The sequence below is a fragment of the Nitrosospira sp. Nsp13 genome (assembly GCF_900101945.1).
Lineage (GTDB): Bacteria > Pseudomonadota > Gammaproteobacteria > Burkholderiales > Nitrosomonadaceae > Nitrosospira > Nitrosospira multiformis_D.
On record NZ_FMVD01000001.1, the window covers coordinates 50,139 to 64,202 of the forward strand.

The 14,064-nt window shown below is 52.6% G+C and carries 10 protein-coding genes; 4 read left to right on the top strand and 6 right to left on the bottom strand.

Annotated features, from left to right (window positions below; genetic code table 11):
• Positions 1–87: 87 nt before the first annotated feature.
• Positions 88–276 (top strand): hypothetical protein, encoded by a 189-nt coding sequence (locus BLO43_RS00195; protein WP_074631925.1) that lies wholly within the window; start codon positions 88–90, stop codon positions 274–276.
• A 452-nt stretch (positions 277–728) separates the two neighbouring features.
• Here the strand turns inward: BLO43_RS00195 and BLO43_RS00200 are convergent, their stop codons facing one another.
• On the bottom strand, positions 729–4,043 hold the full coding sequence (locus BLO43_RS00200; protein ID WP_254773244.1) for a bifunctional diguanylate cyclase/phosphodiesterase: 3,315 nt from the start codon (positions 4,041–4,043) through the stop codon (positions 729–731).
• Positions 4,044–4,323: 280 nt separating this feature from the next.
• Here BLO43_RS00200 and BLO43_RS00205 point away from each other — a divergent pair, with 280 nt between their 5' ends.
• Complete coding sequence (locus BLO43_RS00205; RefSeq protein ID WP_090904944.1) at positions 4,324–5,187, top strand: hypothetical protein; 864 nt, start codon at positions 4,324–4,326, stop codon at positions 5,185–5,187.
• Between the two features lie 97 nt (positions 5,188–5,284).
• Here the strand turns inward: BLO43_RS00205 and BLO43_RS00210 are convergent, their stop codons facing one another.
• Positions 5,285–6,943 (bottom strand): SagB/ThcOx family dehydrogenase, encoded by a 1,659-nt coding sequence (locus tag BLO43_RS00210; RefSeq protein ID WP_090904946.1) that lies wholly within the window; start codon positions 6,941–6,943, stop codon positions 5,285–5,287.
• A gap of 160 nt (positions 6,944–7,103) precedes the next feature.
• Here BLO43_RS00210 and BLO43_RS00215 point away from each other — a divergent pair, with 160 nt between their 5' ends.
• Entirely contained in the window at positions 7,104–8,183 is a 1,080-nt protein-coding gene (locus tag BLO43_RS00215; RefSeq protein WP_090904948.1) for an NAD(P)/FAD-dependent oxidoreductase, read from the top strand.
• 41 nt (positions 8,184–8,224) lie between these two features.
• Here BLO43_RS00215 and ygiD read toward each other — a convergent pair whose 3' ends face one another.
• The gene (gene ygiD, locus BLO43_RS00220; RefSeq protein ID WP_254773245.1) at positions 8,225–9,031 is read right to left on the bottom strand and encodes a 4,5-DOPA-extradiol-dioxygenase; all 807 of its coding nucleotides are present in this window, start codon (positions 9,029–9,031) and stop codon (positions 8,225–8,227) included.
• A gap of 317 nt (positions 9,032–9,348) precedes the next feature.
• Positions 9,349–9,537 (bottom strand): hypothetical protein, encoded by a 189-nt coding sequence (locus BLO43_RS00225; RefSeq protein ID WP_074631931.1) that lies wholly within the window; start codon positions 9,535–9,537, stop codon positions 9,349–9,351.
• 587 nt (positions 9,538–10,124) lie between these two features.
• Between BLO43_RS00225 and BLO43_RS00230 the strand changes: the two genes are divergently transcribed.
• Positions 10,125–12,086 (top strand): GumC family protein, encoded by a 1,962-nt coding sequence (locus BLO43_RS00230; RefSeq protein ID WP_254773246.1) that lies wholly within the window; start codon positions 10,125–10,127, stop codon positions 12,084–12,086.
• 13 nt (positions 12,087–12,099) lie between these two features.
• On the opposite strand, the gene BLO43_RS00235 is transcribed toward BLO43_RS00230, so the two are convergent.
• Together BLO43_RS00235 and BLO43_RS00240 are read right to left on the bottom strand one after the other, a co-directional pair.
• Positions 12,100–13,191, bottom strand: a complete 1,092-nt coding sequence (locus BLO43_RS00235; protein WP_254773247.1) for an aminopeptidase — start codon at positions 13,189–13,191, stop codon at positions 12,100–12,102.
• 128 nt (positions 13,192–13,319) lie between these two features.
• A complete protein-coding gene (locus tag BLO43_RS00240; protein WP_090904952.1) occupies positions 13,320–13,979 on the bottom strand; it encodes a lipase family alpha/beta hydrolase in 660 nt (219 codons plus the stop codon).
• Between the last annotated feature and the right edge of the window lie 85 nt (positions 13,980–14,064).

Genomic DNA, 14,064 nt, shown 5'->3' on the forward strand with positions numbered 1-14,064 from the left:
ATATACTTATTCGTCTCAAGCGCGATATCGGCACATCAATACACCCGTGATCGGGGTACAATTTTGCTAAATTTTTCAGGAGTCATCATGAAAACAGGGAAACTAATTCGCATGGGAATGCTTTTGCTCGTGATTCCGATGCTATCGGGCTGCTGGCTGCTCGCAGCGGGTGGGGCGGGCGCATATGGCGGATACAAAATGAAAGAGAAGGGCTATGAGGTGCAGAGTCCCGTCAAAAAGGAGGGTACCGATAGTAGTACGGAAAAGAAGGATTAGCCCGAATATTTCACCGGATCCCAGGATGATGGCATGGTGGTCTGCGAGCTGATTCGTGCATCCTGCGTCAAGCCCCTTAACGGGGCGTGCTGGCGCGAAGCCCGGTCGCAAAGATGCCCACATTACTTCTGACGGATCCAGCGCGACCATGGAGGCGTGATAACCAGGTAACTAGGGCCTGTTAACATTTATTTCGCACCCGCGTTGCTATACAAAAATGCGGAGGCAAGGCGCAAAGTGCAGGCCAGAGTGGGCCTATGGCCAAGCTTTGCAACGCGGCATCCGCGTTTTTTGTGTAGCAACCCGAAGGGACGGGACGGATTTCATCCGGCCCTTCGTTACTCGCCGCTTATGGAGGCCTGCTCCGCCACGCGGTTCATGCCTCGTGCTGGATGAAATCCGTCGCCGTCGCGGGTGCGAAATAAGTGTTAACAGGCCCTAGGGAGACGCGATTAGGATTTGTTTTTTACCTGCTGCTCCCATGCCGCAACCCATGCTTCAAACTCATCTGCCTCCATGGGGCGAGCATACAGATAGCCCTGGCCCTCCTTACATAGGACGCTCTGCAGAAATTCCGCCTGCGCTTCAGTCTCTACACCTTCGGCGATGATACGCAAGCCGAGACTGAGTCCCATCGCCACAATAGCAGTTGCGATGGCTGCAGCATCGATATTGCCTGGCAGGTCGCGCACGAAAGACTGATCGATCTTAAGGCGGTCAACCGTAAATTGCTGCAAATATGAGAGACTTGAGTAGCCGGTACCGAAATCGTCGATTGCCACCTTTACCCCCAAGGCATCCAGTTCCTGCAACTTCTGCTCCGTTGAGTCGATCCCCTGCATTACCACGCTTTCAGTGAGCTCAAGTTCCAAGCAGTCCGGAGATATGCCAGATACATTAATCGCGCGCTCCACAACCCTCACGAAGTCGTTTTGGCGAAACTGGATCGCCGAAACATTCACTGAGATGCTTGCATCAAGGAGGCCACGGTCACGCCACTGCTGCGCCTGCCGGCAAGCTTCAACCAGTATCCATTCGCCGATCACGAGGATCAGTCCGCTGTCTTCCGCGATAGGAATAAAGCGCGCCGGTGCGATCAATCCCTGCGTCGGGTGCCGCCAGCGCATTAGCACCTCCGCACCGATGACGCGGTTGGTTGCAAGTTCGATCTGCGGCTGATACACCGTAAAAATTTCGCCGCGCTGGGCGGCTCCACGCAGGTCGTGCTCAAGACTGAGCCGTTCGATTGCCCGCACTGTCATATCCTCGGAATAGAACTGGTACCGGTTCCGGCCTCCCTCCTTGGCGCTATACATTGAGGCATCGGCATTACGCAGCAGGACATTGGGCTGCGTCCCGTTATCCGGATAGATGCAGATCCCGACACTTGCGGTCACCTGCAGTTCATGTCCCTCGACTCCATATGGCTGCGATAGTCCTGTGATAAGCTTATCGGCAACACGCGCGGCATCCTCCGTCGTCCCGATTTGGCTCAAGAGAACAACGAACTCGTCGCCGCCCACGCGGCTTACAGTGTCAACACTGCGCACTGACATTTGCATGCGTTGCGCGGCCGCCTTCAACAATTGGTCACCGATATCATGTCCCAGCGAATCATTGATCGGCTTGAATCGATCAAGGTCGACGAACAATACAGCGAGACGAGTAGATTGCCGTTCGGCGTACTTAATCGCGACCCGCATGCGGTCTGCGAGTAGTGCGCGGTTGGGAAGCCCGGTGAGCGAATCGTAGTGAGCGAGATTCAGGATACGCCGTTCCGACGCCTTGCGTTCGGTAATATCGCGCGCAAGGACGATGAAACGTGAGTCGTGACCGGGATCAACATGCTTGCGGGAGACCGAAAGCTCAAACCACAGCTTGCCTTGGGCAAATTCCAATTCCAGTTGTTTGCCGGACGACAGGCCTTTTTCCTGGGCTTCCAGCAATGCCGATACAATAATATCCACTGCGGCGGAGGGAAGGATGTCAGAAATTTTTTTCCCGAGCAGATCTTCAACAGGCGCAGTCGGCAAATCGGTGCGTGCGGAATGGTAGTCGTGACAGCGTCCATTCAGATCGAGCTCGAACAGCAGGTCGGGGATCGCGTCCAGCGTGGCTTTAAGCTGGCTCTGTGCCGCCAGGGCTTCAGTCTTCCGATGCTCCTGTTCGGTGATGTCACGGATCATGGCGACGAAGTAATCCACCTTGCCATCATCCGTGCGCACGCATTTGACACTCATATTGGCAATGACAATCGAGCCATCCTTCCGGATGTAGCGCTTGTTCGTCGTATAACCTTCCGATTCCCCGTGTACAACTTTCTCAAATTCAACGATGTCTTTTTCGATATCGTCGGGGTGCGTCATCTCTACCCAGTTCTTGACGGCAAGTTCTTCGCGCGAATAACCGAGAATCTCGCATAACCGGTCGTTGAACCGCAGCCACCGCTTGCTATCGGGGGAGGTAATTGCCATACCAATGAATGGCAATTCATAAAAATACTTGAGCAGCTTGTCCTGCTCCGCGGTATGGACAAGCAGCGCCAATTGGTGAGCGCGCCGCTGCTGACGCCATAGTAGCCATACCGCTCCACTTACCGCGGCGATGGCTAGTAAAATGGCCATACTGACCCAGAATACCAGGGTCCAGAGATGCGCCAATACTTCACTGCGGTCAATTTTGGATAGCAGGTGCCAGCCGGTGCCTGTCATAGGCCGGAATGCGGCCAAAACGGGTTCCCCGCGATAGTCGATTCCGGAAGACGTGCCGGCGTGTTGCTCGCGCGCGGCAGTCGCCGCCGGCACGTCTTTGCTAGCAATAACTGACTGGTGGTCCCGATTGGCGGCCTGCTGGCCAGGATTTTTCAGGTGGCGCCAGCTATTAAGATAGGCAATCGTTTCACCTTGCTGACGTACCAGCAGGGTTTCCGCGCTGAGACTATTAACTGGCCATTTCCCAACAAGCGGTAGCAGGAATCGCCCGAGATTCGCGCGCAAAACCACGACAGCGATAGCCTGTTGGCTAATTGCCTGGGGAATCAGAGGCACTATGATATCCAGCCGGGCTATTCCGCGTTCATCCAGGAACAGGTCGCTGCTTTGTATCCGTTTGGTCTCCAACGCTGCCGGCAGCAATGCTTTGGTAATGGCCGGCAGCTCATATTTTTCTCCGGGTGTCAGCAAGAGTTGACCTTCCGTGTCCAGCAGCAGTACTGACTCGTAACTATAAGCTTTTTGAACAGCCTCCAATCGGTTGCGGATGAGCTGGTGTAGGTGTGTATCTATTTTCTTCTGCGTATTCGCAACCCGCTCGATGAGTGCCTGACTCACCGCTATTGCTTCCGCATCACGGTGCCGCTCCGTCAACCAAAGTTCGACCTGCTCCGCCTTGAGGTCAACGATCGTTTGTAGATCAGCGTAGGCTTTGCGTTCCATCTCCGGACCATATACCTTGATAATGCCGATGCTTACCAAGGGGGCCACGCTCGCCAGAGCAGCAAAAATGAACAGCAATCGATTCGACCAGAAGTAATCCGAATCAGAACTTGCTTCTAGACTAACAGCGTCTGTACGTTCCCGTCCCAGCTTGAGCAGGAGATAAAATAGGCCGCTGCTCATTACGACAAGCATCAGTTCTCTCGCTACGTAGGCGCGACCCCGCAGAATCGGATCGTCAACGGTAAGCGAAATCAAATAACCTGCGACCACCAGCCAAAGTATGGAAAGGGCGGCATAGAGCAAAATGATCAGCCATGGAGGGCGACGCATTATTTAACGGTTGTGGAATGAGAAAGCATCATTAGGTTTCAAAATGAAGCCAGGTAATTTCCGATGATAAGAATTTTTTGGATATTGAACGATTAATATTCGAATTTGATTATTTATCTGCTCAAGCCGGCGAAACCCGGCACAGGCCGGCCAAAAACGATGTTTGAGTTATTATGCGGCTGCATTTTATACTTTATAGCCTCTTGTGGAGGATGGCGATGAAGAACAGAATATCCTGATTCGGGAGTTGTAACGAACCCACCCAAAAGTTGAAGACCCAATGGTAAAAAATATCGTTATGAATCGTAGCGCCAAACTGATAAATGAACGGTCAGCCGCCGAATTCAAGATTATTGTAGCCAGCCGGATTATTGTCCTTGCATGTATTCTGTCCATTCTGCAAATTTCGCCCGCCGGGGCATTTGTTGTGGATTCCTGCCGAAAAATTCTCGCGGAGGGATTTTACAATGACTATGCCCGGAGTAACGCTCGATTTAGAGATCAAGCGATGTATGCGGAGCTGTGTTCATCAAAGTTTCAGCAAGCCCGGCAAGCGGTAAACCGCGTACAGCAATCCGGTACCGACAACTCGGTTGGTTTTTCTTATGGACTTTTTAGCCAGAGTGAAAGCGGCGCACATTCAGGCAGGCATTCCTCCGATAGTTCATTGAACGAAGGTCGATTCAATCAATGGAAGAGCGCGTACTGCTCGAAGAATTCGTTGGCGGATTCATCCAGGGCGGCTGAGTTTTTGATGCAGAAGGCCGTTTCCCAGTCTGTGGCAAATGCATGGTCCGCATGCATGCGAAAGCGTGAAGGCCTTACATGCTGGGCCACGCCACAGAATAAAGAGATTATGCTGAATGTCAATTGGATAAGCACCGATTCTTTACAACCCCACGTGCAGCATTCCTTCCTGACAAGAGGTGCGGTTTCGAAGTTTGAGGGTGCTGATACCCACAGAATTTTACCGGTTGGCTACAAATTAAACACGGAGACATTGCGGATTCCTATCGCCAGGGAGACGGATAACGCAGTTGTTGCCACGATCCGGGCGATCCACGAAGGGGTGGAACATAGCTGTAACGTCTTTATCCCGGGTGAGCGCGACTTTGCGCTGACAACGCCTTTCGTGGCAAGGTAGACTCTGGGGTTTGGCCGCAATAACCGGAGTTAAGGGGCTTGAGTGCTGCAGAGTTTGTTTTTCCTCGCAGCAAGCATCCGAGGCCGGGATGCGGCGGTCAGTCCCGTGCATCATAGGGGGGCAGGGTTGTCAGGCGAGGGTCTTCAATTGGGCCGCCCACAGTGAAGTGATACAAGCTCTGCCAGGAGTGGTTTTTGATTCCAAGCAGCGCGTGCATTTCATCATCGAAAAAACAACCAATACCGGTAGCGCGTATGCCGGCCGCTTCGGCTTCGAGATATAGCACTTGACCGAGTATTCCGCACTCCCAGAAAAAGTGACGGTAGCGCCATGGTTCATTTGCGGCGATTGAGACCGGTGCAAGCATTCCCAGCGCAAAGCAGGAGTCGGCGGCAATGTGCTGGTGACAGCAGATCAACTTTGCCACGTCGCGCAGATCATGAGCGAGCAGCAGATATAATGACAGATGGTCCGGGCCGGTCTTCTGCCACAGCCAGTCGGCACGCATGGCTCGCTTCATGTCCTGTAGAATCGCCGGATCCCGCAGGAATATATATAGTCCCGGTTTGAGGCCAGCCACCCGGTGTATCAAAAAGACAGGATGCACCATGACCTGGGATGAGGCCAGCGAATTCCATGGTGGTGCGGAGCGGCTTGCCATCAGACACTCCAGCATATCAAAAAAAACCGACGCGGGAATGTGCGTAGTGCTGTCGAAGGATGTCGCGCTACGGCGTTGCCGCGCAATCCGGGAAAAGCTCAGGTCAGCGGCAGGATCGGTTTTGCAGGCAGGGTAGAGCTGGACAGGTCCATGCGACTCATGCACATAGGAAGTATGAGGCTTATGGGTTACATGATGAATCGAATCGATATCCGGCCATGGCACATGGGCTCCGCTCAAAAGATTTGCGCGTCCATACCACTCGGCGCGATCCTGGCTTTTCGGCAGGGCTTGCAGTAGATGCCCTAGATCAGGCTGCATATCGGCATCACCGACCCAGAGCAGAACATCGGCTGCTTCCTGTTCAGCAGATGCGGCGGCAGACCTGATATCCTTGTGGTGGTGCAGTCCCAGCAAAGTGGCTACCTCATCGTCCGCCGCTGAAAAAACCAGCCGGGTTTGCCATCCAAGGGCCGCCGCTGCGTAGCTCACCGCGGCAATGGCATGACCGCAGTCATGCTGGCAGTACCGCCAGGCACGCATGCCATATTTCCATGCTTCACGCCAGTGAATTGAGGTCAGGCCAATCAGGATGCCACGACCCGCAAACACCTCACCCCATCGCGGATCAGTGACCACGGTACGTTGTTCAAGCATGTGATCGCGGCTCAAATAGTGATAGACACCTGCCAGCAAACCTACCAGGGACGGGCATAGCATATAGCCTTCCGTAGGATGCAGGTTTCCGCTCGAGGGGTTGCAACGCAGCGCCCATCTGTTGCCGTCCTGCAGCTTCCATGCCGAGAGACCTAGCGAGAGTTCGAAAAGAATTGCAAGGTTGTTTACATTAAAAGCGCTTGGTGGGGGAAGTTGGCCGCGGCGTATGTCGTTGTATCGTGTGCCGAGGGTATCCGCCGCCAAAGGAAGCTTAACCCGCGGCGCATCGCGGAATTCCCGGAATGGATTTGGCTGATTTGCCCAATCGAGCGCGCCGGGGCCGGGCGCGTATCGATAGAGATGGTGCTTGCTGCGTTCGTGGTATTCAAGCAATGCCTGCCATTGCTGGGTATCTGGGCCGGTCTCTGGGTTGGTCATGGATGCCTGGTTTTTATCAAATGCAAACCGCCATATCAAGTTTCTTTCGTATGAGATCACATTAGTAGAGAATAAGCTATTTGCCAGCGTGCTAACGATATCTCGGGATAGGGTAGCCTACGGTTTACTTACTGATTAACTCACTCATTATTATCTGATCATGTCCGGGAGTAGCCAGAACATTGATGTCGTTGTCGCGGGAGGCGGGCCGGCGGGTGGAATATGTGCGCTTACGCTTGCGCACGGCGGTGCGCGTGTAAGCCTGGTGCATTGGGATGGCTACAGCACAGGCGGTATTGAGCTCGTGTCCGGTCGTGCACGTCGTATGATTGAACGGTATTGCCCTGGTTTTTTCCGGCAGGATATCTTCGGAGCAGGGGGTGTGGAAGTCCATGAAACAATATCGCTGTGGGGCACGCCCGAACCGGTTACATTGAGCGCGATGTTTAATCCATGGGGCCCCGGTGTCGCGGTGGAGCGTACGCTTTTCGACCAGGCGTTGCGCGATCTGGCGGAGGCGGCGGGCGTGTCAGTAATTGGCGCCACCAAAGTCGCTGATATTGAACGCGGCAATGACCAATGGCAGCTCTCGCTACGTTCGGGGGAAGCTGAATGCGATCCGGTATGTGCCCGTTTTCTGGTTCTTGCGACAGGCCGCGCGGCGGCGCACTTTTTCGATCCGCCACCGCTGAGTGAATCATCACAGATTGCGCTGATGGCGCCATTAAGCCCGCTCTCCGGTGTGCCAGATCATGCACTCTACATCGAGGCCGGGGATAACGGCTGGTGGTATGCGTTGCCCACCGGGGATGGTGGTCATTTTGCCGGCTTTTGCACCAGTCGTGATGAGATCAAACGGCGGCGAGCCTCCTTGCGGGAATTTTTTCTTGGAGAGCTTCGCTGCACGCGCCTGCTTGCTCCCCTGCTCGGCGGCCCGGACGCCAAGCTTAACCTGCGCATAACCGGGCGCATGGCTGGCGCGCGGGCATTCAGCAAGGCGGCCGGGAATGACTGGATTGCTGTCGGCGACGCGGCTTATGCGCCTGATCCCCTCAGCGGCATGGGAATCGAGCTGGCGATCGAATCTGCGCAACTGGGCGCACGTGCACTGCTGGAGGCAATGCGGGAGACGGGAAAAGAGACAGCGAAGCACGACGTATTTGCGGAGTATGAAGACGCAATACGCGAGCGCGCCAGTCAACACGGTAAAGTGGCAGCTCGCCATTATGGAAGCCTTTAACCTAAATCCGGTAGTTGGAAGAAGATACTCTATCCGCCTTTTCAGCCGACTTTCACCGCCAGCATGGAAATTGAGCCTCCGTCGAATCCTTCCACCGGAAAACTTGTTTCTTCCCCTTTTTGCCGCTGCGCTAGAACGTAGAGCAGCGGCAAATAATGATCCGGCGTGGGAACGGACAGTTTTGCATCCTCCCCCAGTTTGTCATATTCGATAAGCGACTGGAAATCATCCGAGTTACTTGAGCTTAACGCCTTCCGTACTACATTTTCGAATCGAAGCGCCCAATCGTACGGTTTAACCTTGTGATTTCCCCATGAATAAGCGTGGAGATTATGCACGATATTTCCGCTGCCCAGAATAAGTACTCCCGCCTCGCGCAATGGTGCCAGGCGCCGGGCGATATCGTAATGCCAGATTGCTTCCTGTGTTTCATCGATACTCAGTTGAACGACTGGAATGTCGGCATTGGGGAAAATGTGCATGAGGACGGACCAGGTCCCATGATCCAGACCCCAGCCAGTATCCATCGTGGCCACGGCCGGCATGAGCAGGTCGGCCACTTCCGCGGCAAGCAGGGGGGAGCCTGGCGCGGGATACTGAGCCCGGTGAAGTTCTGGAGGAAATCCACCAAAGTCATGGATGGTCCGTGGTTTTGCCATTGCCGTGATGGCTGTTTGTCGCACATACCAGTGTGCCGATATGCAAAGGATCGCTTTGGGTCTGGGAAGCGAGGCACCCAAAGCCGACCATGCCGCGGTATAGGCGTTGTTGGAAAGCGCATTCATGGGATTGCCATGCCCCACGAAAATTGCGGGCATGATGGCGGATAGGGACGGATAGCGGCTCATTAGCCTTCCAAGATTATGATACCAAATGACCCCGAATTCGGTAGTTGGACGAGGTGAAGTGCGCGGTTTTTGAGGGTACAGGGTACTGCGTTGCGAACAACGCGGGCATGCGCCGCAAAAAGCAGATATCCGCCGCTAGTGGGCTCACTCAAAAGGTAAGAGTCGCATGGCACACACATTCTCTACCATTCATAGTGCTAGACCGACAAATGAGCGGTCAACGGCAGGGCTTACAATGGATTAAGGAATTATAAACAGCCTTCTGATAGAAGCATAACGATTGTCATACGATGATGCAAGATTCGTGCAAGGTGCAGTCAGGCGATTTTCTTCAACAATATCACCGAGTCGTTTTTTTTCTTTCCTGTAATTTCTTCAATATTCGTTCCGGATTTCCGGCCATTTGCTTGATAATGGCTAAGCATTTTCTGCCTGAAAGCCGCTGACCTGCAGTCGAACGGGACCACAGTGACGCAAGGTGTTTCTTGATCGGGATTTACTTTCATTCTCTTGATCCTTAATTAAACGCAAACGAGCAGAAAAGGGCAATTATGGTGCGCGATTCCGTAGCGATTTCACCAGAGAAGAGTTGGCGGACTGGCGGATATAAACTATTCAAACGCAAAAAATCTCCTGGTACTGTGCGCACGAGGCGGTTGATGGTGGCTTTTCGGAAGGTGGTCAAATAACGCTCCAAAGGACCTATTCAGAAATGTATTCACCTACCTTAAGGGGCGGGGTCTTACGGTGGCTACCTTAAAGCAAAACCTTTACAGGAATATGAAAAATCAGTTTATTTTCAAATCGTATGTACATTGTCGCTGGATCTGCCGTTATTGTTTGTGTGGCACCGCACAGAAGTTTTTCTTGGTGTGGCATTTCATTGCCGTGATCCACTCAAGCTGTAAAGCGTGATTACGAAGCTGGGATTTCCCGCCGGACGTAGTGGACAAAGAGTGCTGAAGTTATGCATTGTATAAAAATACAGAACCTCCATGCCAGGCCACCTGTTGCAAATAGATTAGCTTATCATTATTGATGATTGAGTTATCGAATTATTCCTGGATATCAAGTACGTATGTTTGAGCGGGCTATGAAAAACAGAGGCGATACGCACACACCTCAGGGTCTCTATTCGTTTGCAAGCACGAATGGAAAGCCCTGGTATCGATCGCGCAGATTCGGCATTTTCAGTGTTGTCTTTTTAATCAGTGCCACTATCGGCCTGGTTTATGACTATAGCCGTCCCGCCATTTACCGCAGCAGCGCGACGCTGCTAACCTCGGCTATGACCGCAATTGACCGGGAAAGCGGCGATCCGGATATTCAGCATGTTGCTATTCAAAGGCAAGTCTTACTGGGGCATGAACTGATCGCGGAAACCTTGTCGCGGCTTAAAGCAGCCAATAAATCTCTGCTTCACCTTACGACATCCGATATACAGACGCTACTTCATGTCGAACCCGTCTCCGAAACCAATCTCGTTGAAATACAGGCGGAAGATTCCGATTCAAAATTCTTGCCGATCCTCATCAACACTTGGATAGATGTATATCTTGATGCACGAAATGAGGAAGTCAAACGACTGACAAGCGATACGACACGCATTCTTGAAGACGAATTGAAGGGCCTGTCTGATAAAGTTGATTTTGCCCGGACGGAACTGGAGGCTTTCAGAACTACTCATGATATTTCCTCGACCGGACGGGAGGAAAATGAAGCATTGGCTCGCCTTAAAGGCCTGACCGACTCGCTCAACAAGGCCAGCGAAGAGGAAGTCAAGGCCAGGGCAAATGTGGACGCTATAAAATCGGCCATTTCCCGGGGGAAGACTGTCGTCCCGAATGAGGAGAAGGGCAGTGTGACCGAGCTCCAATTGCGCTTGCAAAATTTACGCGAGAAGTTGGCGGATCTGGATAAGAGATATACCCGTGAGTATATCAATCTGCATCCCGAATTTAAATTTATTCCGGAGCAAATCGAGCAACTGGAAACGACAATCAAAAGTAAGCACCAGGAAGGCAGAGACGTGGTTCTGGCCGATGCGGAAGTGGTTTATGCCGCCGCACAACAGACTGCACGGGAAATTCGCAGTCAACTGAATGAACACAAGCATCAGGCATCGGCTTTCACCACGAAATTCGCAAAGCATGATGCATTGAAAACCGATCTGGAAAGTTTGGAAAAGCTCCACCGTGAAACACAGGAGCGACTGGTACAGGTCAGAACCGGGCAAAAAGAAAAATACCCGCAGGTAACTGTGATTAGCCGGGCATACGAATCCAGAAATCCGGTGAGGCCGGACTATGGCCGAGATGCCCTGATAGCGATAGCGGGTTCTTTTTTACTGAGTCTTTTTAGTGTCTGGGTTTTTGAGTATTTAACGCAGAAGAAGGAAGAACAACCATCGCCGATAGCGGTTTTTGGAATACATAGCTATTCTCCCCCTGGCCGGGAATTGGCTAATTACCCCCAGACCGAGTCTATCCCATTAGATCATAAAGCAAACAACGCCCTGATGAGTCCTTCATCCAGGGAACTTTCCAGTCATCAGCTCAGAGTTTTGCTCAATGCTTCAAATCTGAAGGCGAAGCAACTGATCAGTCTTTTACTCAGCGGGCTGAGCGTTGATGAAGCCGCTGCTTTGCAACCCGGTCAGATTGATCTGCAGGCGGCAACTATCTCGGTTATCGGAAAGACGCCAAGAGTCATTCCCATATGTGGGGCGCTTAAATCATTATTTGAGCAATCGGACGGTCAACCTGCGTGGAATTGGGATGATCCGGGATTGCGTATCGATCTCTCTGCCGCTTTGGTTTGCGCGGCGGTGGATTCAGGCCTGCCTGATTCCCAGGGAATTACCGCCGAAGCCATCCGGCATAGCTATATCGCTTATCTTGTCCGGCAGGGGTTGCGGCTGTCGGATCTTGAACAAATCACCGGTTACCTGGAGCCCTCTGTCATTTCAGGCTATACCGCCTATTCACCGCCACAACAAGGCCGTCATATCTACGAAATAGAACTCTTTCACCCAGCATTGATTACGAGTACTTAACGACGTTTCGATTTTACGGGGCTGAAGTGGCGGTGGTCTGGCTACCTGACTCCACCTGATGCAGTAGCAAAGCCCGTTCCGGCTCCGGTAAATGACTTATTTCTTTTACCATCTCATAAAACTGGCCCATGTTCCCATTCTGCTGCACCAGAAGCGCCTGGAATGCAGGCACCAGGCGCGTATAGGTTGAGATCGATGCGAGATACGCATTGTTGAGATGTTGCGCCAGCCATCGGCCATAGTTGCTGGATACGGTTTTAGTGGCCTGCAACCCGGAGAGCTTTTCGCGTAGCTCGGCATAAATGCCTGCCTTGGCTATGCGTTTCTCCGCCGTACTCATGTCTGAGGCAAAAAGTGCTTCCAGTCTTTTGCGATAGTCCAGCATTATTTCGGCAGAAGCGGCCTTCCTTTTTTGTGTCGCCTCAAATGCCGCTCGCTGTTCACTTGTCCCGTTATCGCTCAGCCAGCGGCCTATGCCTTCCAGTTCGACCGCGGTTGCAAAGGATTCATTAAAAGTACTGTCATCGCGCACATACACCACCTGATGTGCAAGCTCGTGGAATATCAGCTGGGCGAGTTCAGTATCGGAGTAGCCCAGGAAGGTATTGAGTATAGGTTCTTTGAACCAGCCTAGCGTGGAGTAGGCACGGACTCCGCCGACCGTTACGTCATAGCCCTTTGTTCTGAGTCCTTCCGCAAAGCGTTCCGCTTCAATTTTTGAGAAAAAGCCGCGATAGCTAACACACCCTGCCGCCACGAAACACCATTTCTCAAGCTCCAGGGAAAGCTCCGGGGCAGCGGATACATTCCAGATTGCATAGGGGCGCCCAATGTCAGCGTAAGTCGTAAAACTCTGATTATCCGGGAGTTTGAGTTCACCGATTGCAAACTCGCGCAGCCTGACTACCGTGGTGAGGGAGCGTTTCAATGCCTCGTTAGTGCCGGGATCGGTGATAATCGCACTAATGGGCCGCGTGCGGTGCCGGATATCAAGATGACCATCCACCGCTTGCGCGTAATAGCCGAGATTGGCACAACCTCCCAGCACAACGGCAAGACCTACGGCAATATTAAGCGTTAACGCGCACGAAATTCTCAAAGCCATAATCCTAAGCCTGCCGGTTGAAAGTATTTACAACAAGCTCACCAAAAGAGAAGCTCAAGATTTATACGTCATGGCGTTATTTGGAAATTCGCTGAAGAATGGACGGAAAACAAAGGTCAATCAAAAGTTCAGAGTGACAATTCCGGTTTACGTAAAAAATGGCCGACTCGTAAAAATGAGCATGCCTGACGAACCAATGCGGCGGATAGAAGCATTCCCGAATGACTCACGTTGAGCACTATCTCGTCGCTTGTGCCCGGCATTTTCGTTTCTTCAACCGCCACCACACCGTCATTGGGATGCGGTAACCGGGATATCAACCTGCCGCCGCCGATACCCTTGCGGCCCGCGATCACTCCGAGTTCGCATTGGTCATTCCGCTCGGGAATCTCCTGGCTCAACCACTGCGGCATGCTGCGTCCGAGAATATATCGTCCCGGTGCGATTCGTGAAAGCTTCCTCGCCACGCGACTGCCGCTATAAGGACTCCCCGCCAGAATAACGCGGCCAACTCGTTGCTGAGGATATTCTGCAAGCATTTGCAGTACCAAAAGACCACCCAGGCTATGGCCGATAAAATGTACGCGCGGCGCGGCAATATTTGCAACAAAATTTGATAGCAATAACGCGTTTTGCGACAGCGAGTTGCGCATGGAAGGATAGGAAAAAAAGACAGGATGAAAGCCGCAGCGCTGTAGCCGCATTCCCATTAATCTCATCACCCAGCCATGCATCCACAGCCCATGCACGAGCACGACGGTGTCTTGATCGGCGGCTGCCTCTGTCAATTCTACTCCTCAGACTGATTTCAAGGTATTTTACTCAGCATGAGTGCAAATGAGAATAAAGAAAAACTCTGAATAGATCCTCGCG